Origin of the sequence: Pseudomonas sp. BF-R-26, from assembly GCF_019947395.1 — a bacterium.
GTDB classification, from domain to species: Bacteria; Pseudomonadota; Gammaproteobacteria; order Pseudomonadales; family Pseudomonadaceae; genus Aquipseudomonas; species Aquipseudomonas farris.
On the sequence record NZ_JAGYGK010000002.1, the window covers coordinates 211,110 to 231,739 of the forward strand.

At 55.3% G+C, this 20,630-nt stretch carries 19 protein-coding genes and 1 pseudogene; 9 read left to right on the forward strand and 11 right to left on the reverse strand.

All coding sequences use genetic code 11. From position 1 onward, the window contains the following. The first annotated feature begins 226 nt into the window (after window positions 1-226). Window positions 227-1,564 (forward strand): aminodeoxychorismate synthase component I, encoded by a 1,338-nt coding sequence (gene pabB / locus KGB18_RS03095; RefSeq protein WP_223569364.1) that lies wholly within the window; start codon window positions 227-229, stop codon window positions 1,562-1,564. A 95-nt stretch (window positions 1,565-1,659) separates the two neighbouring features. Here the strand turns inward: pabB and thrH are convergent, their stop codons facing one another. After that, window positions 1,660-2,277: a bifunctional phosphoserine phosphatase/homoserine phosphotransferase ThrH gene (gene thrH, locus KGB18_RS03100; RefSeq protein ID WP_008074130.1), complete on the reverse strand. Its 618-nt coding sequence runs from the start codon at window positions 2,275-2,277 to the stop codon at window positions 1,660-1,662. Window positions 2,278-2,451: 174 nt separating this feature from the next. On the opposite strand from thrH, the gene KGB18_RS03105 reads away from it, so the two are divergent. The 3 genes and pseudogenes from KGB18_RS03105 to KGB18_RS03115 all read left to right on the forward strand — a co-directional run bounded on the left by KGB18_RS03105 (window position 2,452) and on the right by KGB18_RS03115 (window position 4,336). Continuing rightward, window positions 2,452-3,192 (forward strand): phosphoadenylyl-sulfate reductase, encoded by a 741-nt coding sequence (locus KGB18_RS03105; RefSeq protein ID WP_008074131.1) that lies wholly within the window; start codon window positions 2,452-2,454, stop codon window positions 3,190-3,192. Window positions 3,193-3,389: 197 nt separating this feature from the next. Continuing rightward, window positions 3,390-3,548, forward strand: a pseudogene (locus tag KGB18_RS03110) (NCS1 family nucleobase:cation symporter-1); the annotation flags it as partial. A 59-nt stretch (window positions 3,549-3,607) separates the two neighbouring features. Beyond that, window positions 3,608-4,336 carry an aspartate/glutamate racemase family protein gene (locus KGB18_RS03115; RefSeq protein WP_123360060.1) on the forward strand — a complete coding sequence of 243 codons (729 nt, stop codon included), beginning with the start codon at window positions 3,608-3,610 and terminating at the stop codon, window positions 4,334-4,336. 133 nt (window positions 4,337-4,469) lie between these two features. Here the strand turns inward: KGB18_RS03115 and KGB18_RS03120 are convergent, their stop codons facing one another. Then, window positions 4,470-5,393, reverse strand: a complete 924-nt coding sequence (locus KGB18_RS03120) for a LysR family transcriptional regulator (RefSeq protein WP_123720820.1) — start codon at window positions 5,391-5,393, stop codon at window positions 4,470-4,472. Window positions 5,394-5,517: 124 nt separating this feature from the next. Here KGB18_RS03120 and KGB18_RS03125 point away from each other — a divergent pair, with 124 nt between their 5' ends. Continuing rightward, window positions 5,518-6,264, forward strand: a complete 747-nt coding sequence (locus KGB18_RS03125; RefSeq protein WP_123721245.1) for a 3-oxoacyl-ACP reductase family protein — start codon at window positions 5,518-5,520, stop codon at window positions 6,262-6,264. Window positions 6,265-6,431: 167 nt separating this feature from the next. On the opposite strand, the gene KGB18_RS03130 is transcribed toward KGB18_RS03125, so the two are convergent. Next, window positions 6,432-7,127, reverse strand: a complete 696-nt coding sequence (locus tag KGB18_RS03130) for an HAD-IA family hydrolase (RefSeq protein ID WP_123720819.1) — start codon at window positions 7,125-7,127, stop codon at window positions 6,432-6,434. Window positions 7,128-7,390: 263 nt separating this feature from the next. Between KGB18_RS03130 and KGB18_RS03135 the strand changes: the two genes are divergently transcribed. Both KGB18_RS03135 and KGB18_RS03140 read left to right on the forward strand, forming a co-directional pair. Next, window positions 7,391-12,259: an RHS repeat-associated core domain-containing protein gene (locus tag KGB18_RS03135; RefSeq protein WP_223569365.1), complete on the forward strand. Its 4,869-nt coding sequence runs from the start codon at window positions 7,391-7,393 to the stop codon at window positions 12,257-12,259. A gap of 2 nt (window positions 12,260-12,261) precedes the next feature. Then, window positions 12,262-12,687, forward strand: coding sequence for a hypothetical protein (locus tag KGB18_RS03140; RefSeq protein ID WP_201059314.1), 426 nt, complete (start codon window positions 12,262-12,264; stop codon window positions 12,685-12,687). 137 nt (window positions 12,688-12,824) lie between these two features. Here KGB18_RS03140 and KGB18_RS03145 read toward each other — a convergent pair whose 3' ends face one another. The 8 genes from KGB18_RS03145 to KGB18_RS03180 all read right to left on the reverse strand — a co-directional run bounded on the left by KGB18_RS03145 (window position 12,825) and on the right by KGB18_RS03180 (window position 16,497). Next, the gene (locus tag KGB18_RS03145; protein ID WP_201059316.1) at window positions 12,825-13,190 is read right to left on the reverse strand and encodes a hypothetical protein; all 366 of its coding nucleotides are present in this window, start codon (window positions 13,188-13,190) and stop codon (window positions 12,825-12,827) included. Window positions 13,191-13,291: 101 nt separating this feature from the next. After that, on the reverse strand, window positions 13,292-13,516 hold the full coding sequence (locus KGB18_RS03150; protein WP_038979875.1) for a hypothetical protein: 225 nt from the start codon (window positions 13,514-13,516) through the stop codon (window positions 13,292-13,294). A gap of 103 nt (window positions 13,517-13,619) precedes the next feature. Beyond that, window positions 13,620-13,790 carry a hypothetical protein gene (locus KGB18_RS03155; RefSeq protein WP_167344811.1) on the reverse strand — a complete coding sequence of 57 codons (171 nt, stop codon included), beginning with the start codon at window positions 13,788-13,790 and terminating at the stop codon, window positions 13,620-13,622. A 128-nt stretch (window positions 13,791-13,918) separates the two neighbouring features. Further along, the gene (locus KGB18_RS03160; RefSeq protein WP_201059318.1) at window positions 13,919-14,344 is read right to left on the reverse strand and encodes a glycine zipper domain-containing protein; all 426 of its coding nucleotides are present in this window, start codon (window positions 14,342-14,344) and stop codon (window positions 13,919-13,921) included. Between the two features lie 185 nt (window positions 14,345-14,529). Continuing rightward, entirely contained in the window at window positions 14,530-14,895 is a 366-nt protein-coding gene (locus KGB18_RS03165; protein ID WP_038979874.1) for a glycine zipper domain-containing protein, read from the reverse strand. Between the two features lie 349 nt (window positions 14,896-15,244). Next, complete coding sequence (locus KGB18_RS03170) at window positions 15,245-15,439, reverse strand: hypothetical protein (RefSeq protein ID WP_008072999.1); 195 nt, start codon at window positions 15,437-15,439, stop codon at window positions 15,245-15,247. A gap of 220 nt (window positions 15,440-15,659) precedes the next feature. Further along, window positions 15,660-15,980: a YbjQ family protein gene (locus KGB18_RS03175; RefSeq protein ID WP_038979872.1), complete on the reverse strand. Its 321-nt coding sequence runs from the start codon at window positions 15,978-15,980 to the stop codon at window positions 15,660-15,662. A gap of 334 nt (window positions 15,981-16,314) precedes the next feature. Next, a complete protein-coding gene (locus KGB18_RS03180) occupies window positions 16,315-16,497 on the reverse strand; it encodes a hypothetical protein (RefSeq protein ID WP_123720815.1) in 183 nt (60 codons plus the stop codon). A gap of 1,181 nt (window positions 16,498-17,678) precedes the next feature. Between KGB18_RS03180 and KGB18_RS03185 the strand changes: the two genes are divergently transcribed. After that, window positions 17,679-18,884, forward strand: a complete 1,206-nt coding sequence (locus tag KGB18_RS03185; RefSeq protein ID WP_223569366.1) for a hypothetical protein — start codon at window positions 17,679-17,681, stop codon at window positions 18,882-18,884. Between the two features lie 2 nt (window positions 18,885-18,886). Further along, the gene (locus KGB18_RS03190) at window positions 18,887-20,626 is read left to right on the forward strand and encodes an ATP-binding protein (RefSeq protein WP_223569367.1); all 1,740 of its coding nucleotides are present in this window, start codon (window positions 18,887-18,889) and stop codon (window positions 20,624-20,626) included. Window positions 20,627-20,630: the final 4 nt, after the last annotated feature.

Genomic DNA, 20,630 nt, shown 5'->3' on the forward strand with positions numbered 1-20,630 from the left:
GGGCTTGCCCCCGTTCGGCTGCGCAGCAGTCGTCAAACCAGCCGATGCGGTCTGTCTGATACGACCTGATTTTGGGGCCGCTTCGCTGCCCAACGGGGGCAAGCCCCCTCGCCACAGGCAAACCTCCCTCGCCACAGATGTATCTCTTGCCGACATCCCCTCTAGGAGCAAATCCTGCAGAGGACTACAATCGCTCCCCCGCCTCGATGGCTGATCTGCCCCGCCCATGTTGACCTGTTCCGTACACCCGCTGCCCTATCGCGCCAACCCCGCCGAATACTTCGCGGCGATTCGTCATGCCCCCGGTGCCGTGCTGCTCGACAGCGGCCGGCCGAGCGCCGAGCGTGGGCGTTTTGACCTGCTCAGCGCCTGGCCGCTGGAGCAACTGGCTGTATTACCGGATGAAAGCGGCAACCATTTCCTGCAACGCCTTCGCGACACTCTGACGCGACTCGGCGAAGCCACTGTTCCGTTCGACCTGCCTTTCGCCGGTGGCCTGATCGGTTATCTGAGCTATGACTTCGGCCGACATCTGGAAAACCTGCCGAGCCAGGCGCGGGACGACCTGCAATTGCCCGACGCACGTTTCGGGCTGTACGACTGGGCCCTGATCAGCGATCACCACCAGGCCACCAGCCAACTGGTGTTCCACCCAACGCTGATCGACAGCGAACGACAGCGGCTGATCGAACTGTTCACGCAACCTGCACCTCAGAAAATCGAGCCTTTCAAACTGGACGGCCAGATGAGTGCCGACCTGAGCGCCGACGACTATCGACAAGCCTTCGAACGCATTCAGCAGTACATCCAGGCCGGCGACTGCTATCAGGTCAACTTCGCCCAGCGCTTCCGCGCGCAATGCCAGGGTGATCCGTGGGCCGCGTACTGCGCGCTGCGGGCGGCGTGCCCGACGCCGTTTTCCGGCTTCCAGAGTCTGCCCGACGGCGACGCCGTGCTGAGCCTGTCGCCGGAGCGCTTCGTCAAAGTCAGCGAGCGCCACGTCGAAACCCGCCCGATCAAAGGCACCCGCCCCCGCGGCCTGAATGCAGTTGAAGATGCGGCGAACGCCGCCGAACTACTGGCCAGCCCCAAGGATCGTGCGGAAAACCTGATGATCGTCGATTTGCTGCGCAACGACCTCGGTCGCACCTGCCGCATCGGCTCGGTGCGGGTGCCGGAGTTGTTCAGCCTGGAAAGCTATCCGAACGTGCATCACTTGGTGAGCAGCGTTACTGGCGAGCTGGCGGATGACAAGGATGCGCTGGATTTGATTGCCGGCAGCTTCCCCGGCGGCTCGATTACCGGCGCACCAAAGATTCGCGCCATGCAGATCATCGACGAACTGGAGCCGACCCGTCGTGGGTTGTATTGCGGTTCATTACTGTACCTGGACGTGCGCGGCGAGATGGACAGCTCCATCGCCATTCGCAGTTTGCTGGTCAAGGATGGGCAGGTGTGTTGCTGGGGTGGCGGCGGGATCGTCGCGGATTCGGACTGGCAGGCGGAATATCAGGAATCGATAACCAAGGTGAAGGTGCTGCTCGATACTTTGGGGGGCCTTTAAAAGCTTCGCGGGCAAGCCCGCTCCCGCAGGATTTGTGTTGATCGACACATAACCTGCGGGAGCGGGCTTGCCCGCGATGGGGCCATCCCTGACGACTACAAACTCAACGCCCGATTCGAAGCCTTGATGAACTCTTGCTTCAACTCCGCAAAGCTGTGCACCGCCGGGAACTGTGGAAACTCACGAATCACATTGTCCGGCGCATGGAACAGAATCCCGGCATCCGCCTCGCCCAGCATCGTCGTATCGTTGTAGGAATCCCCCGCCGCGATCACCCGATAGTAGAGGCTCTTGAACGCCAATACCGACTGCCGCTTGGGATCTTTCTGACGCAACTGATAGCCCGTGACCCGACCGGCATCGTCGGTAATCAGACGATGGCAAAGCAAGGTCGGAAAGCCCAGTTGACGCATCAGCGGCTGGGAGAATTCGTAAAAGGTGTCCGACAGAATCACCACCTGAAAGCGTTCACGCAGCCAGTCGACGAATTCGCTGGCGCCTTCCAGAGGCTTGAGCGTGGCGATCACTTCCTGGATGTCGGAAAGCTTCAGGCCGTGCTCGTCGAGAATCCGCAAGCGCTGCTTCATCAACACGTCATAGTCGGGAATGTCCCGAGTGGTGGCCCTGAGGGAGTCGATCCCGGTTTTTTCGGCAAAGGCGATCCAGATTTCCGGGACCAGCACACCTTCAAGATCCAGACAGGCAATTTCCACAAGACACTCCCATTTTGTACTGTTTATTGAGTCGAGCGAGCAAAAGGACTGCCGAACTCTAGCGACTCGCCCTCCTCTGTGCAACGCAGAGGGCGCACCAGCCGCCGCAGGATTTTGTTACCATCAGGCATATATAGAGCGCCCAGCGCCACCGACCTGTAGGAAGCCGCCCTGATGAGCCCATCGTTCGATGTCGTGGAACTCGCCACGACCTATGCCAACAAATCCGCCCAGGACATCCTGAAACTCGCATTCGCCGAGTTCGGCGATGACCTGTGGATATCTTTCAGCGGCGCCGAGGATGTAGTGCTGGTGGACATGGCCTGGAAGCTAAACAAGAACGTCAAAGTGTTTAGCCTCGACACCGGCCGCTTGCACCCCGAGACCTACCGCTTCATCGAGCAGGTGCGCGAGCACTACAAGATCGACATCGAAGTGGTATCGCCGGACTACACCAAGCTCGAACCTTTCGTGAAGGAAAAAGGCCTGTTCAGCTTCTACAAGGACGGCCATGGCGAGTGCTGCGGCATCCGCAAGATCGAGCCATTGCGTCGCAAGCTGTCGGGCGTGACTGCGTGGGCCACCGGCCAGCGTCGGGACCAGAGCCCGGGCACCCGCAGCGCGGTCGCGGTGCTGGAAATCGATACCGCGTTCTCCACCCCGGAACGCACTCTGTACAAATTCAATCCGCTGGCGCAAATGACCAGCGAAGAGATCTGGGGCTACATCCGCATGCTGGAGCTGCCATACAACAGCCTGCATGAGCGCGGCTTCATCAGCATCGGCTGCGAGCCTTGCACCCGTCCGGTGCTGCCGAACCAGCATGAGCGCGAAGGTCGTTGGTGGTGGGAAGAAGCCACGCAGAAAGAATGCGGGCTGCATGCCGGAAACATCATCAGCAAATCCAAGGCTTAAAAGATCTCATCCCGCAACAGCTCCTGTAGGAGCTGGCGAAGCCTGCGATCTTTTGATCTTAGAAAAAAGTGCACACAGATATATCTGTGTGCACTTTTTATTTTTGCGCCCCAAAAAATTACATTTTTCTGTCTTGACTCCCTCATTCGATCATTCCCAGCCCCCCTCGTCGAAATAAATAGCTGTTCAATCGGCCCGTCCTGGCGCCGGTGCCAGGTTTCGACAGCGTCTCGCTGTTCTCCTGGCTGATTGGCGTCACGATTGCAGGGATGCTCTACCTGATCATCGCCAAACGGCAGCCTTACTACGCAGATGTCAGCGGTGAAGCCATCGCGGTCGATAACGTCAGCCATTGATCTCCGGGTGGCCCGGCAACGTCGGGCCGCAGAACCACTTCGCTATAAAAGGACCTCCCATGCGAATTCTCGTGGTCAACGTCAACACCACCGAATCCATTACCCAAGCCATCGCCCGCCAGGCCCAATCCGTGGCTTCGCCCGGTACGGAAATCATCGGCCTGACCCCGCATTTTGGTGCCGACTCCATCGAAGGCAATTTCGAAAGTTATCTGGCTGCTATTGCGGTGATGGATCGGGTCATGTCCTACGATCAGCCCTTCGATGCGGTCATCCAGGCCGGTTATGGCGAGCACGGCCGCGAAGGTTTGCAGGAGTTACTCAACGTGCCGGTGGTGGACATCACCGATGCCGGCGCCAGCACTGCGATGTTCCTCGGGCATGCCTATTCGGTGGTCACCACCCTGGACCGCACCGTGCCGCTGATCGAGGATCGCCTCAAACTGTCCGGTCTCTGGGACCGTTGCGCGTCGGTGCGGGCCAGCGGGTTGGCAGTGCTGGAGCTGGAGTCCGATCCAGAGCGTGCGCTGGAGGCGATTGTTCGGCAGGCGGAACTGGCGGTGAGTGAAGACAAGGCCGAGGTGATCTGCCTGGGCTGCGGCGGCATGGCCGGGCTGGATGAGCAGATTCGTCAGCGCACCGGCGTACCGGTGGTGGATGGGGTGACGGCGGCGGTGACCATTGCTGAATCGCTGGTGCGGTTGGGGTTGTCGACGTCGAAAGTGCGGACGTATGCGACGCCTCGGCCGAAGACCATTATTGGTTGGCCGGGGCGGTTTGGCAGGTAGACCGCGTTATCGTTCTTCGCGGGCAAGCCACGCGCCCACAGGGTTTTGAGTCGTCTCGTAATGATGTAAACGACACAAAACCTGTGGGAGCGTGGCTTGCCCGCGATGGCCACACCTCGGTCTTAAGCCAGGTTCAGAGCGCACTGAACCGCTGCCCCAACCCCTGCTCTGCAAACTGCTCAATGATGAAATCGACAAACGCCCGGGTCTTGCCCGGTAGCAGTTTGTGTTCGGCGTAATAGATGGAGATGTTGCCGTCGTCGACATACCAGTCGGGCAACACCCGCTGCAACGTTCCGGCATCCAGATAGCCCACGGCAAACGGCATGCTCACCAATGCAATGCCCAACCCCTGAGCCGCCGTGGCGCAGGCGGCTTCAGAATCGCTCATGGTCATCCGCGCCTTGAGCGTCAGCGGGCTGTGTTGCCGGGTGCGACTGGTCAACTGCCAGGAACGCACGCGCCCCGTCTGCGGCGAGCGTATCAAGATGCCGTCGTGGTGTTTGAGGTCGTCGGGCTCGACGATCGTCTCGTGCCCCGCGAGGTACTCGGCTGAAGCCACCAACACTCGATGGGCGGGCGTCAGCTTGCGCGCCACCACGCCTTGGGGCAGTTCGAATCCGCCACCAATCGCCGCATCGAAACCCTGGCCGATCAGGTCGACCTGGCGGTTATCGAAATGCCAGTCCGGGTTGATCGCGGGAAAGCGCCGCAGAAACTCTCCCAGCAACGGCACGATGTACAAACGCCCGAACACTGTGCCCATGCTGACCTTGAGCGTACCTGCCGGACGTCCTTCGGCGCTGGCCAGGTTGGCCACGGCATTCTGGATCGTGTGCAGGCTGGCGCTGACTTCGCCGAGAAATAGCTGACCGGCCTCAGTCAGCGTCAAGCTGCGCGTGCTGCGCTGGAACAGCCGCACACCCAGTCGCGCCTCCAGCTTGGCGACGCTCTTGCCCACCGCCGCCGGCGTCAGACTCAAGCGCCGCGCAGCTTCGGCGAAGCTGCCAACCTCGGCGCTACGCACGAAGCATTCGATACTGCTGAAGGTTTCCATAAGCGCCACTATAAACTTTTGGTTTACACAGACTATAGCAATGACGGTCTACCCGCAGGGTTATGCGAGGCCGATACTCGACTCCAACAACAAGGCAGCCCGCCTTGAATTTCTGGAGATCGACATGACCACTCAACACCTCAGCGGTAAAGTAGCTCTGATTCAAGGCGGTTCACGCGGCATCGGTGCTGCCATCGTCAAACGCCTGGCCGCGGAAGGCGCTACCGTCGCCTTCACTTACGTCAGCTCCACCGCCAAAGCAGAAGAGTTGCAAAACAGCATCACCAGCGCTGGCGGCAAAGCCCTGGCCATCAAGGCCGACAGCGCCGATGCCGTCGCGATTCGCAATGCCGTTAATGCCACCGTCGAAGCCTTCGGTCGCCTGGACATCCTGGTCAACAACGCAGGCGTTTTGGCCGTCGCACCGCTGGAAGACTTCAAACTCGAAGACTTCGACCAGACCCTGGCCATCAACGTGCGCAGTGTGTTCATCGCTACCCAGGAAGCGGCCAAACATATGACCGAAGGCGGTCGCATCATTAACATCGGCAGCACCAATGCCGAGCGCATGCCCTTCGCCGGTGGCGGTCCGTACGCCATGAGCAAATCGGCGCTGGTCGGCCTGACCAAAGGTCTGTCTCGCGACCTCGGCCCACGGGGTATCACCATCAACAACGTGCAACCGGGCCCGGTCGACACCGACATGAACCCCGCCAGCGGCGACTTCGCTGAAAGCCTGATCCCGCTGATGGCTGTGGGCCGTTACGGCAAAGTGGAAGAAATCGCCAGCTTCGTCGCCTACCTTGTCGGCCCCGAAGCCGGCTACATCACCGGTGCCAGCCTGACCATCGACGGTGGTTTCGGCGCCTGATACAGGTCACTTGTGGGAGCGGGCTTGCCCCCGTTCGACTGCAAGCAGTCGTAAAACCAGTCACCGCTGTCTAACTCAAGATCGCGGTGACTGGTTTCAGGGGTGCTTCGCGCCCCAACGGGGGCAAGCCCCCTCGCCACACAAGCCCGCTCCCGCATTTACCGGCATTAAGCCCAATCGAGTGCCGGCAGGCCACATGCTCCGGGCTTGAACGCCTTCAACGTACGAAGAATGCCATCGGCATGTGCGTACTTTTCGTCGGCCATCGCCGCATCCGGAATCGCAATCGCCGTCATCCCCGCCGCTTTCGCTGCGGTGACGCCGAACGGTGAATCCTCGAACACCAGGCAATCCTCAGGCGCAACACCCAGGCGCCGTGCCGCTGTCAGGAAGATATCCGGCGCTGGTTTGGCCGCGCCCACTTCCGGGTCATCAGCTGTGACGATGAAGTCGAACAGCGCGAACCAGTCGCGGTGCAAGGTGGTTTTCTGGCCGAACGACTGACGTGAAGAACTGGTGCCCACCGCAATAGGAATGTTGTTGGCCTTCAAGTGCCGAACCAGCTCCTCTGCGCCAGGCATCGCCAGCGCCGTTGGAAAACGCTCGCGCATCAACGGTTCGCGGATCACCAGAAACTCTTCGGCTGTAATCGGCAGGTCCAGCGCCTCGACCACATAGCGCGCCAGATCACCCGCGCCACGACCGATGATGTTCTGTTTGACGCTCCAGTCGAAGGTCCGGCCATAACGCTCGGCAATGATGGACGTGACCTCGGTGTAAATGCCCTCGGTGTCCAGCAACAAGCCGTCCATGTCGAAAATCACGGCCTTGATCGGGCCGAACTCATCCAAGGGTGCATTCATCGCATCTGATCCGTTTTCTCATGACATCCCAGGAGCGGCTAAGGCACGACCGGGTCCGTGATGGATTAAAGGGTTCAGCAGCATAGCGAGCGCGGTTGGCAGAGAGCAACGGGCAATGCCTGGCGGATACAAAAAACTGTGTCGAGACGCCCGCGATGATTTAGCGATTTCCCCTACACCAAACACCTCCTTTCCCGACTTCTTTCCTTGTTGATCCCCCGCAAAGTCTTGCGCTCCAGATTAATCAGCGCGAGGGACTGCGAATGTTCGAACCTGACAAGGTCCTGGCCTTGAACAATGCCATCGGCCTGCTGGTGGTCGCCGCCATGAACCCAGAGCAGCCGGACGTCGAAGCGTTGCTCGGTGATTTTCGACTCTGCCTCAACGACTACGACGCCTGGGCGGAAAACTTCTGGACCGGTGGGGCGCTGAATGTCGAGCAAGTGTTCAAGGTCGGCAATGAAGTCCGGCTCAGCGCCCCGAAGGACTCCACCCTCCCTGTCAGTTCGACGCTCGCCATATGTCCGGCCAGCGGTCCATTGACCCTGGTGCACCTGTTTGAGGCCACGCGTTTCGTGCCGATCGGCAATACGCCGGTGATGCTCGAACCGGTTATCTCGCAGCGTAATGGTGAACTGACGTTCGGTGAGCCCGTCCACAAAACCATCGGCCCCGGCGGCATCCTTGAAATCCCCGAATGCTGGCGTGGCCAGCGCTATCGCATCACCTTCTTTCCCAATGTTTGCGCTGAGCACGTCAAAGCGCTCTATGCCTCTTATCAAGGTGTTATCGGCGAGCTCGAAGGCTGGTTGCGCAATGAATGGACGAGCGAATTCCAGCCCCTGTGGGCAGGCTTTTCCCAGGCAGGGTTCACCCAGCGCTACGGCATGCTGCAACAGGCCGACTGGCGCGGTTTCGAGCGTTCGCTGCACGGTTTGTGGGATGACGTGAAGCAGGTCTACGCCCTGCTGGCAGACCTGCAAACCAATAGCGAAAAACTCCTTGAGTACCTGACCCAAGGCGAGCTTGGGACGCTGCTGAACGCCTCGGCTGAAGCCATCGCCAATGTGTTGCTGATGTTGAGCGATGAGCCGTTGATGTTCATCCATCTCGCGGCTTTTACCAGTTGGTTGAGGATGCTGCCGCCGCAGTACATCGCCGAAGTCGTGGCGCAAATTCGTACAGAACTGTTGATCAGTTTCCTGCTGGTACGCCTCACCGGCCCTACGGGTCTGAAGCTCGGCATGAGCGCCAAAGTATTGGACAAGATCAAGTCCCAGCAGGCTCGGCAGTGGTTGGCGGCGGCCAGTTTGCGGTTGGCCGAACTGACGGCCAGATCTGACCTGACAGCCCACGCTGGCGTGCTCAAACCGCTCGTGGTCAGCGCGCGGAATGCACCACTGAAACCGGCACCGACGGTTCCGCTACAGATCCGTGCCGGCGACTCTCCAGTTGTACAGGTGAACAATCCGGTTGCCATTGCTCGCGACAAGTCCAACGCCATGACCCGACTGGGGCGACACGAACCTCACGACGATGCATCGAGTCAGGCGAAAAACCCCAACGGCGACAGTGCCACTTGCGTGCCGTCCACCTGCAAGAACGGTTGCCCGGTGTCGATGGTCACCGGCGAAGAACTGCTGACCCTGACCGACGGTTCGCTGGACGGGATTCTGCCGTTCGACTTCACCCGGCTCTATCGCACCAGCGCCGCCGAGATCGATTGCGGGCTGGGTTGGGGCTGGAGCCATTCGCTGGCGCAGCGGTTGGAGCTGGACGATGAACAGGTCGTCTGGGTCGACCATGAAAACCGTCGTACGACGTTTCCGCTGCCGAGCGTCGAGCGCCCGGTGATCCACAACAGCCTGTCGCGGGCAGCGATTTACCTCGGGAACGAGCCCGAAGAACTGATCCTCGCCCAGGCCGGCGACGACGCGCGTTTCTACCACTTTCACAACGGTCGGCTGACGGCGATCAGCGACGCGTACGACAACCGCTTGCGTATTACCCGCGACCGTCAGGATCGTATTCAACGCCTCGATAACGGCGCCGGTCGTTCGCTGCTGTTTTGCTACGAGCGCAGGCACCTCGTCGCCATCGAATATCAGTCGTTTCATCCCATCGATGCCGTGGGTGAAGCCTGGCATACAGAGCAAACACTGGTTTTCTTTCGATATGACGCCCGCCAACGCTTGATCGAAGCGACCAACGCCGCGGGTGAAAGCGAGCGTTACGACTACGACGATCAGCATGTGATTTTGCAGCGGCAACTGGCCGGTGGCGCGAGTTTTTTCTGGGAGTGGGAAAGGTCTGGCAAGGCGGCGCGCTGCGTCCGGCATTGGGCGTCGTTTGCACAGATGGAGGCGCGCTACGTCTGGAATGACCAGGGCAGCGTCACCGTCCAGAACGTCGATGGCAGCGAAGAGGTTTATGTCCACGATGACCGTGCACGACTGGTGCGCAAGGTCGAGCTGAATGGTGGCGAACACCTCAAGGCCTATGACGATCAGGGCCGCTTGCTGGCCGAACAGGATCCGCTCGGGGCCGTCACTGAATATCGCTACGACGAAGTCGGGCGGTTGGTGGCGCTGATCCCGCCGGAAGACGAGCCAACATCCTACGAATACCGCAATGGTTTCCTGCATGCGCGCTATCGCGGTAAAGCGGTGTGGAAATATCAGCGCAATGCTCAGGGGGATGTCACCGAAGCCACCGATCCGGATGGCCAAGTCACTCACTATCACTACGACGCTCAGGGGCGTTTGCTGTCGATCCGTTACCCGGACACCAGTCGGCATGTGTTCGTCTGGGATGGTTTGGGCCAGTTGCTTGAGGAAACGCTGCCGGACGGTGGTCAGCGGCGGTTTTCCTACGATGCGCTGGGGCGTCAACTTACCCGTCAGGACGAACACGGTGCTGTCACCCAGTACCAATGGGACGCCGTCGGCCGCCTGATTCAGACGACGCTGCCGACTGGTGCCAGCCGCGCCTTCAGCTACAACGCCTACGGCAAGATCACTGCCGAACGTGATGAGCTGGGCCGCGTTACGCGCTACGAATACGTCGACGATCTGCACTTGGTCAGCCGCCGCATCAATGCCGACGGCACCCAGCTGAAATATCGCTACGACAATGCGCAGCTGTTGCTCACGGAAATCGAGAACGAATCCGGCGAGAAGTATCGGCTGGACTACACCCCCGGCGGCTTGATCCGACAGGAAACCGGATTCGATGGGCAGCGCACCGCCTATGCCTACGACCTCAACGGCCATCTGTTGGAGAAAACCGAGTTCGGTGATGACGGCTCGCAGCTGATCACCGCTTACGAGCGGGATTCTGCCGGGCGACTGCTGGTCAAAACCCTGCCCGACGGCATCAAGGTCGAATACCGCTACGACAGCCTCGGCCGCCTGATCAGCGTCGACGACGGCCACGACCATCCGCTGGAATTCGAATACGACCAACAAGACCGGCTGATCACCGAGCATCAGGGCTGGGGCACCCTGCGTTATGCCTACGACGCCTGCGGCCAACTCAATCGCCTGCGCCTGCCGGACGGCAGCAAACTCGACTACCACCACGCCAAGGGCGGTGCGCTGACCGCCATTGACCTCAATGGCACACGCCTCACCACCCACCAGTTTGCCTTCGGTCGCGAACAAAACCGCCAACAGGGTCTGCTGCTCAGCGAATATGCCTACGACGACCAGGGCCGGCTGAAAGCCCATGCCGTCAGCCAACATCAACATCCGCTGTACCGTCGCGATTATGCCTACAGCGCCAACGGCAATCTCGACCACATCGCCGACACCCGCCATGGCCAGCGCAGCTATCAGTATGACTCGCTCGACCGCCTGATCCGCGTCCGCCATTCCCGTGACCAATCGCCGGAAACCTTCGCCCACGACCCGGCGGGCAACCTGTTGATGCAGGATCGCCCCGGCGTTGCGAAGGTGCTGGGTAATCGCCTGCTGATGCAAGGTGACCGGCATTACGACTACGACGCCTTCGGCAACCTGATTCGCGAACGCCGCGGCACCGCGCAAAAACTCGTCACCGAATACCACTACGACTGCCAGCACCGGCTGATCGGCGCCACCCTGCCCAATGGCAGCCAAGCCACTTACCGCTACGACGCCTTCGGCCGCCGTATCAGCAAATCCGTCGACGGCAAAACCACCGAGTTCTTCTGGCAAGGCGACCATCTCGTCGCTGAACACAGCCAGGATCACCATCGCAGCTACATCTACGAACCCGGCACCTTCCGCCCGCTGGCCATGCTCGACGGCAAAGGCCCGCGCCAAGCGTGCCCGTTCTACTACCAACTCGACCACCTCGGCACACCGCAAGAACTCACCGACTACAGCGGCGACATCATCTGGGCCGCCCGATACACCGCCTATGGCCGCCTCACCCGCCTCAACCGCGACACCCACCAGATCCTCGATCAACCGCTGCGCTTTCAAGGGCAGTATTTCGACGCGGAAACCGGCCTGCACTACAACCGGCATCGCTACTACAATCCGGATGTCGGGCGGTACCTGACGCCGGATCCGAGCAAGCTTGCGGGTGGGTTAAACGGCTATCAGTACACGCGCAATCCGGCGGGCTGGGTTGATCCGTTGGGGTTGAGTGATTGTCCGGGGGGCGATGGATGTAAGAAGCCGTCGTTTGGGGATGAAGATCCGGCGGGTAAGGTGGGGGTTGATGAGGGGGAGCCCGGCCCCCCAAATCCAAAACAAGAGAACTATTATTTATACCGTGGTGACGACCGAGAACCATGGGAGATATTTGAGGCAGGATTTGAACCCTTGGGAGACAGTACAGATCTGTTTTTGCATGCATCAGATAACAGAAGCCCTCCCAGTTACTTTGTCAGCACTACGACAAACGAAAAAGAGGCAAAAAAGTTTGCCACAGGGTACGGTCTTGCCGACGGCTATATATATGTGCTGAAAAACATTCGCGGCATCGATGTAAATAAAGAACTGGGCATGATGTCACCACATCGGCGTGAGGTTGAGATAGCGTTCCCAGGAGGAATAAAAAATCACGACATCGTGGGCGTCACCCCCGTTTACGATGATGGTAGCTATAAGGGCTACTCAATACCCAACCCTTTCAGGAGGTAACCATGAAAACAATAGAAATTTTAATAAACAATCATGGGATCATAGAAAGGGCCACAATCGAATGCGACAGAAAAAAACCGACACTCACATTCACGATGCAAAGTGGTTTAAAAAAAGTTTATACAGCCTATGACCTTTACGTATGCTTTGGCATGTTAAGAGCCGACTATCCTGAGATAAAATTTCTGTGCAAAGGAGCCAAATTAAATGTTCATCCTTCAAGAATGTCGTCCCAAATGTCTAGCGGCTTAGTCGCATACGAACTTAAACTTGGAAAACCTAGCGAAGAAGAGGACATAGTAAGAATTTTCGACTACGAAGACAAAAACATTACTAGCAACATTGAAGAGCAAAAAACCTTCTATAAAAACTGGATCGAGTCATTAATTATTACAACGCAAAAAAAACCTGAAGATAATACTCAATAAAACAACCAACAACATAGAATCATGAACTCACGTAACACGCTCATCGAGCAAATGCGTCAAGCATCAGTGACGCCTGTGAAAAGCATCCAAAGCCCAGCTCGACGCTGGGCTCAGTTGTACAGTAAAAAAACTCTGACTTAACCGCCAGAACCACCGGTTTTACCTCCACTTCCTACTCCACCACCGCTCTCATCAATTTTAAAATCACCTGATTCTCCAGACCCACTTCCAGAACCACTCCCCATCGAACTTCCATCGCTCATCGACCCACTTCCCTTCCCCGGGCTGGTGCTACTTCCATTGGCATCGCCGCCATTCCCACCACCAATGGTATCCGGTGGCGGCGCCTTTCCGTCCGAGGTACCCGCATTCATTTCCGAGTAAGGTGGCATCCCGCCCTTGTCGACCGGCGCATCGCGGCCGGAAGATTGAGCAAATGCCGCCAATGAACTGATCGACAATAAGCCGACCACCGTCAGGGTCGTCAGTTTTGACCTGATCATGGCGCACCTCCATTAAAGAGTGCTTTACCTGATGTCTGGCAGCGGTCGCTTTTTTAAGGTGCCGCACAATCGACGAGCGGCGATGGATCGCTGCGCAGGCTTCAGCTCGGTTCTCCCGATAGATCGTCACCGGCAATGTCCGGGTCATCGGGATTGGCCTCCACATCCCCGCGCTCCACATCATCGGTATCGGTGGGCACCTGCTCCACGCCGGTGTCGTCATCGTCGGGCGGGCGCTGATCGCGACTCAGGGAGTCGGTGGGTGAAGGCAGCGGATACTCGGGGGTATCGTCGTCGATATCAGAGTCTTTTGGATCAGCGTTCATAACGCACCTCTCAATGGACCTGAAAAGCAGATCCTGACATTTCGAGGACAACACGATAGACGCGGTTCGATCAGAGGGACGATCGGTTGGCCCGCCCCCCCTGTCACTCGTCGTCTTCCTCGTCGTATTCGTCGTACTCGATATTGCCCACATCGCCTGCGTCATCGGCATCGTTGAGCGGCACCGTGGCGTCGTCCATCAGAGACCCCGGATCTTCGTTGCCAGGATCGTTGATCGGACCTTCATCTTCCATGCCTTCGGTTTCCGGAGTCATGACATGCCTCAAAACGTTCAGGGGTGTATGAAGTTCGAGGCGTCCTACGGGCAAACGTTCCAGAGTCCTACTAACAGAAACGAAAAACCCGGCACTGGGCCGGGTTTCTACTGTCACTCGATGTCGAGTTAGCGATGCTTGTACTTATTTTTATGCTTGTGTTTGTGATTGCCGCCACCGGAATGCGAGCTGCCGCTGTCATTACCCAGGTTGCTGCCCACCGCGCCACCGGCTGCACCGCCCACGCCAGCACCAATGGTCGAGCCGGTGGAGCCGCCCAGGCTATTGCCGATCACTGAGCCGCCCGCCGCGCCGATACCGCCGCCAACAGCCGCTTCTGTTCGGCTGCCTTTGCGCGCACCGACCGCGCTGCCTGCCGCACCGCCGACGCCAGCGCCAACCGCTGCTCCCGTGCTGCCACCTAATTGACCGCCGACCACGTTACCCAACGCGCCGCCAAGACCACCGCCCACTGCAGCGGTGCCGTCGCCGGCAGCCATCGCACCCTGAGCAACCAAAAGTCCCAAAACCACCGTGGACAATGTCAAACGCATGATATGAACCTCTAATTTCCGCATCGGGGGAAGATCGTGCCGCGGATAGGCCTCAGCCTGGCATCTGCGTCTGTTGAACAGCAAATCAGATACCGACTGTAAGAGATTTGAGCCATATACGGGAGAAACGTTCCAAAACGAAAAAGCCCGGCATCGAGCCGGGCTTTTTCAGCGGATCATTAAGATCAGTGGCGCTTTTTGGACAGATTGCTGCCCACGCCGCCGCCCAATGCACCACCCAGGCCGGCGCCGATGGTGGAACCTGTCTTGCCGCCCAGGCTATTGCCGATCACCGAACCGCCCGCCGCGCCCACACCGCCGCCGATGGCCGCTTTGGTGCGGCTGCCTTTGCGTGCTGCAACAGCACTGCCGGCTGCGCCCGCTACACCAGCACCAATCGCTGCACCTGTGCTGCCGCCCATTTTCTGACCGACCACATTACCCAGTGCGCCACCCAGACCACCACCGAGCGCGGCAGTGCCATCACCGGCAGCCATCGCACCTTGAGCAACCAAAAGGCCCAAAACCAGGGCAGGCAGTGTCAAACGCATAACGAGAACCTCAAAAAAGGGGGAAACCGAAAGGCCGGAGATTGAATGCTTTAGAGGAGGCAAAGTCCAGACACAAACACGGAACAACCTCGTCATTGGCGACGGTTGGACAGCATTTATGGAAAAGGTTTTATGACAGGCAAAAAAAAGCCCGCTGGGGAGACGGGCCAGGGTACTGCTTTCTAACGGATGAGCTGAGACTACGTAGGCAGGTGTGAAAAGTTTGTGAAAAAAAAACTAGCGCTCGTAAAGTTTGTAGGACGTTTTCCCGCATTGCCGCCAAGCCACGCTTTCTACCCTTCAAAAACAAGAAACCCCGCTCAATGGCGGGGCTCGTACGAGTCACTGTTTACTTCCTGGAAGGCGCACCCAGCTTGGGCATGAATTTCGACTTCGGCCCTCGAGTTCGAGGCACTGTAGATTTGATTTTGTTGATTTTGATACGGTCTTCACCAAAGCTCGGCACATAGTCCGTCTGACCACACTGCACGCAATTATTGATTGGAAACTCCGCCCCGTCGTCTTCGATATACGGCTCAGTCATATCTTCGCTCCTATCAACGGGTCGATACCGGCAAGCCCTATTTGCCTGAAAAATATCGACCACCCAGGATTTTGAGACTAGTCGGTCATTCCCGGACTTGTGATTCAGATTGTTACGTGCCCGACGAATGGCCAGCGCTTGCTTCCTACAAAATCAGATGGCGAATAAACAGAACGCGCACGCCCTTGGCACGGTGCCCTCAAGATTTTTTGACGCCAACTTACCTCAGTTTGACCGCCGTCCCGGTCACAAACACCACCACCATTCCCCCCTTGCCGGACGGCATGCTGATCTCATAATCGAGCCCTACCACTGCATCCGCCTGAAGCGCCCGCGCCCGCTCCTTGATCTCGTCGGTCGCCTGAATCCGCGCGTCCTTCAATGCCCGCTCCAACGTTTGAGAGCGCCCACCGAAAAAATCCCGCATGCCAGCGAACAGATCGCGGATCACGTTAACGCCTTGCACCGACTCAGCGCTGACGATGTCCAGGTAAGCGGTGATTTGCCGACCTTCGATGGTGTGGGTTGTGGTGGTGATCATGAAATGTCCTTGTTCAGAGCTGTCGTCGCCAGGGTGAAACGACGGGGAAAACGGCGCGAGAATTGAGTATAGAGATCGATTACCGTCGAGGGGGTTGGCAGTCTAACAGGAGGGCGGAATACGCCTGAAACGCGGCTTTGGGGGCAGCTTGAAAAGGTCGTACCCGAAAAGCAGTTAAGTCCTACATATCGTTCGGAAGCCGCTCCCCGTTCGCGCATTGCTCTGGTTTGGAGCGGGAGCGTATTGTCTGGACGTTGCCTAAATAGTGGTTCGGATTTGGCGACTCGACGATAAATTTGCAGAAGCCTCCAGGTTGGGACTGGTGCCTGAAGTATTAGAGCAGCTTGATCAACACCGCAGTAACGGTAGCTACCGTACCAATCAACCCAATAGCAACGGCCACTGGATACCAAAAAGTATCACGGGTCATCTTGCCGGCCTCGGCGTTCAGCTTGCGCTGTTCAGCGATCAGTTTGACGATCTCCACATGAACCTTTTCCAGCTCTGCCTGTTTCATGGTCATTTCCTGCATAACGTGCGCACGTCCGTTCCGGATAATGGGGGCGTCATTTGCGTTGCCCTTTGATTCATTTTGCACCCTGGAGGCGCAAAACAAATACCCTTCCCGAGATGGCTCATGTGAGGTGCTGAAACCTATGGAAGCACCCAACTGCCTAGCTTTCCAGCATTACTTCCCACACGCCTAGCACTTGTCCTACATCATTTTCGGACGCGTCTTTGCTGATGCGCCTGAGCCAGCGGCAGCCATGATTGAAAAATCCAGACACCAGAAACCACAAAACCCCTGACTTCTCTCGAAATCAGGGGTTTTGGTTACATCGAATTTGGCGGTGAAGGAGAGATTCGAAACCACCCGATTGCCTTTTTCGCAGAGTGAGTCCCCGGTTTATAAGGGTTTCATGGCGATAGTTAGCGCGCAAGCGTTCCCATGGCAGTCCCATGGAATCTGTGCGGCAACAGGAAGCGAGCTGGCGTATAGGGCTTTATGCGTTTTTCGGGAACGGCGTCGGAAATGAGTAATTTTGGTAACTCGATCCTCTGGTCTGCCTGAGAGGCTTGATTTCATTAGCCTATACAGGATTGGTGCAAGGTAATTTTTAAGTAATGTAGAAGTAAGGTAATTACCTTTAAAAGAAGTAATTTTTCTTTTTATTCATCTCTTATAAATCAATCACTTACGACCACATTACCATTTTCCTTACTCAAAATTACTTTCCGAGGTAATCCACCAAAGCCAATGAATTCGCGGGGTTTGGCGGTGTGAAAGCTTCCGAATTACCACCTTACTTTTTTCCGACTGCGCTCCTGAAAATCGGCGTCTGATGGTGACTCGCACCTGGCGACAAGCCACCTCTGGGGGAACACATCGGCGCCCTACCCTTCGCAGGGATTCGCAGGCTTTTTGCCCTCCACGATCATCACGGCAACACCCAGCCTTGGTTGCGCTCAGCCATGTGCAGGACTGCGGAAAAAAGGACCCATTAAGACCGGAGGCGAGGTGGGGGGACGACGGCGCGCGCCAGCACTCACCCGAGCTGGAGCTGGAGCTGGAGCAGGAGCAGGAGCAGGAGCATTTGGCCCTCTGCCGTGGTAGCGGAGGAAAGAACTCATAGCATCTTCTACACTGAGAAATTCCGTGCCATTGTTTTGGCATCGAGGCTAATAAAAGGCGAAATTATGGAAGATGGTGGTTATTACGCACTCAAGGGCTTTGACTTTCAAATAGACAAAACCATTATTGAGATTTTTTCGGCATCGGTGGATACCGAAGAAATCTCTATAGAAAGAATTCAGGATCTGAACTCGGACGCTTTTGTCACCCAAGTAAAATATAAAGAAACGCAGGCATTTTCCCTTTCAAAAATCAGAGACCCCGTAGTTCAGCTAATCCAGGAGTCCGAGTTTGATACAACAAACAAAACCTACATACTCTACTGTTATTTTTCCGATCAAGTAGAAAACATCAAAATGTTTGATGCCGCTGGAATAGATGACATTCTTGAAATAAAACTACATAAGAACTGCTCAGAAGCGCATCAAAAAAAATATGACACAATCAAGTCTATCCCTAGTTCCTTAAAACAATCTTTCTCAGCTAGATTCCAGCTTATTTTTGCACCTAACCACAGCATCCAATTTGAACGAGCACTCAATATAATTGCAGCTCAAAACTTCTGCACTTCTGCCTCTGAAGCATCCTTCTACTACTGCTATTTAGCGGATCACTTACGCCGACTTGTAATTTCAAATTCAGATATCGAATTAAGAGTTTGTACGAGAAGAGAAATAATCTCCGCTCTCACAGATCGCAAGCATCAATTCTTCTACTCTACGCTGGCTTACATTAGCGGCCGAGAGTCGCTTCTAAAAACACTAAAAAAGAAATTCCCAAAACCACTACCACAGCAAAACATCGTATTTTTTATAGGTACCAAACTAGCCAAACAAACACCACAGCTAACCGACTTAATTACATTTACAATCGAACAGCAATTTAACAAACCAACGTACGACGTCCACCCAATCACCTTCGCCATCGACCACCCGGACATTACCGACTTAAAAAAATGCATACTACTTAAAAACATTACATTTAATGATGGCTATGAATCAATCCAATTCAATAGCCAACAATTTAATAGGCGACATTTAGCCTTAAGGAAAACAACCGCTACAGGTAGACCCCTTGAGACATTAGGTCAAATATCTTACCAAGCACGCATCGTTACACTCGCCAACTTCATAAACTCCCATACAGGTTACGAGCGCCCAGACAGGATTTACTATTTCGACATCGATACATTTAGCGATTACACCGACATTCCTTCGTTCCAAATTAACGATCTCAACTGCGATGAAATTTGGCAATTACTCAAGAGGTGAATATGAACTCGGAAAATTTCAAAATTGTAAGCGTCTCTTCTGATGCATTGATTATCGAAATAGTTGACCCTTCAAAATTTTCTGGACAATTCAGTATAGGAAGCTATGTCGGGGTGCCGTGCAGAGATCACGCAGGACAGCATGTTGTTGGCGTTATAGATAACTACAAAGTTAAAGACAACTATATAAACGATGCAAACTCTCCGGCAAGATCGCCTTCTTTTCTATTGGATGTAAAGCTCGTAGGCATTCTTCACGAGACGGACGAAGGCATGATATTCAAAAGAGGTGGCCATGGAATTCCGCTACCACCTAATAACAGCATACGCATATTAGAAGCAAAAGAGCTTGATGATATTTACTCCACAGACCTAACAGCAAAAGACAAATTAATCTTTTCATCACTTGTAAATAGCCACAGCACTCGAGTCCCTATAAACGGCAATAAATTCTTTAACAAACATTTTGCGATAGTAGGTTCTACAGGCTCGGGAAAATCCCACACAGTCGCGAAACTCCTACAATCAGCAGCAGATTCAAAACATGGGACCTTCGAGGGACTAAACAATTCTCACATTGTCATATTTGATATACACGGCGAATATAAAAGCGCATTCCCTGGCTGCAATTATTTGAACTCGGAAAAATTAAAAATCCCATACTGGTTATTTGATGGAGATGAGTTAAGCGAACTATTCATTGAAAGTTCCGAGAACAACTCCTACAACCAAGTGTCGCAATTTAGACATGCCGTCATTGAAAATAAAAAATTACACAATAAGGGTAAAAAGGTTTTTTTTGATTCGCCACTTCAATTTGATATACATGAGGTCATCCGTTACGTTAAAAACATGAACGCTGAACTGGTCAACAAGAAGAAGGCTCGCAAGCCAGAAGACAAAGACAATAAAGTATTTGAATCGCGCATTCCCGAATACTTTGAAGCGGAATACGAATTTGACAAGCTTAACGCCGATTTTGTAAACGGACCATACACCGGTGAATTTGAAAGATTCCTAATGCGATTGGATAACACCATCAGCAACTCTAGATTAGACTTCTTATTTAAAGATGTTGACGAACTTACTATCGAGGGTGTGCTACAGCAATTTTTAGGCTATCAAAAAAACAGTGAAGCCAACGTCACTGTCATAGATCTTAGCGGTATACCTTTTGAAGTACTCAGCATTACTGTCTCTCTGATATCCCGAATTCTGTTTGAGTTCGGATACTATTACAAAAGACTTTTATCGGAACAATCAGACTGTGAAACACCAATACTCCTAGTTTATGAAGAGGCGCACAAGTATGTTCCTCGGAGCGACTTAACACGCTATCGCGCCTCCAAAAATGCGATAGAGAGGATTGCTAAAGAAGGTCGAAAATATGGTGTTACACTTGCTATCATTAGTCAGCGCCCATCTGAAGTCTCCGAAACGATATTTTCTCAATGTAGTAATTTCGTCGCGATGCGCCTGACAAATCCAGATGACCAGAGCTATGTACGAAAACTACTTCCAGATACTTCTGGCGATCTAATCTCGAATCTTCCTACATTACAATCTGGTGAGGCACTTATAATTGGCGATGCCATAATAATTCCCTCCATGGTAAAAATCGACAAATGCATAACAAAACCAAACTCCGTCGATATTGCATTCTTTAGCAAATGGTCAGAGAACTGGAAGGATGTAGAATTCGAAAGCATTACAGGACTTTGGAAGCCATCAGACACTTTGTAATTAA

Bases quoted from the DNA above. Each gene is read 5' to 3' on its own strand.
- pabB (WP_223569364.1), top strand. From the start codon at position 227: ATGTTGACCTGTTCCGTACACCCGCTGCCCTATCGCGCCAACCCCGCC.
- KGB18_RS03105 (WP_008074131.1), top strand. From the start codon at position 2,452: ATGAGCCCATCGTTCGATGTCGTGGAACTCGCCACGACCTATGCCAAC.
- KGB18_RS03115 (WP_123360060.1), top strand. From the start codon at position 3,608: ATGCGAATTCTCGTGGTCAACGTCAACACCACCGAATCCATTACCCAA.
- KGB18_RS03120 (WP_123720820.1), bottom strand. From the start codon at position 5,393: ATGGAAACCTTCAGCAGTATCGAATGCTTCGTGCGTAGCGCCGAGGTT.
- KGB18_RS03125 (WP_123721245.1), top strand. From the start codon at position 5,518: ATGACCACTCAACACCTCAGCGGTAAAGTAGCTCTGATTCAAGGCGGT.
- KGB18_RS03130 (WP_123720819.1), bottom strand. From the start codon at position 7,127: ATGAATGCACCCTTGGATGAGTTCGGCCCGATCAAGGCCGTGATTTTC.
- KGB18_RS03135 (WP_223569365.1), top strand. From the start codon at position 7,391: ATGTTCGAACCTGACAAGGTCCTGGCCTTGAACAATGCCATCGGCCTG.
- KGB18_RS03140 (WP_201059314.1), top strand. From the start codon at position 12,262: ATGAAAACAATAGAAATTTTAATAAACAATCATGGGATCATAGAAAGG.
- KGB18_RS03145 (WP_201059316.1), bottom strand. From the start codon at position 13,190: ATGATCAGGTCAAAACTGACGACCCTGACGGTGGTCGGCTTATTGTCG.
- KGB18_RS03150 (WP_038979875.1), bottom strand. From the start codon at position 13,516: ATGAACGCTGATCCAAAAGACTCTGATATCGACGACGATACCCCCGAG.
- KGB18_RS03155 (WP_167344811.1), bottom strand. From the start codon at position 13,790: ATGACTCCGGAAACCGAAGGCATGGAAGATGAAGGTCCGATCAACGAT.
- KGB18_RS03160 (WP_201059318.1), bottom strand. From the start codon at position 14,344: ATGCGTTTGACATTGTCCACGGTGGTTTTGGGACTTTTGGTTGCTCAG.
- KGB18_RS03165 (WP_038979874.1), bottom strand. From the start codon at position 14,895: ATGCGTTTGACACTGCCTGCCCTGGTTTTGGGCCTTTTGGTTGCTCAA.
- KGB18_RS03170 (WP_008072999.1), bottom strand. From the start codon at position 15,439: ATGACTGAGCCGTATATCGAAGACGACGGGGCGGAGTTTCCAATCAAT.
- KGB18_RS03175 (WP_038979872.1), bottom strand. From the start codon at position 15,980: ATGATCACCACCACAACCCACACCATCGAAGGTCGGCAAATCACCGCT.
- KGB18_RS03180 (WP_123720815.1), bottom strand. From the start codon at position 16,497: ATGAAACAGGCAGAGCTGGAAAAGGTTCATGTGGAGATCGTCAAACTG.
- KGB18_RS03185 (WP_223569366.1), top strand. From the start codon at position 17,679: ATGGAAGATGGTGGTTATTACGCACTCAAGGGCTTTGACTTTCAAATA.
- KGB18_RS03190 (WP_223569367.1), top strand. From the start codon at position 18,887: ATGAACTCGGAAAATTTCAAAATTGTAAGCGTCTCTTCTGATGCATTG.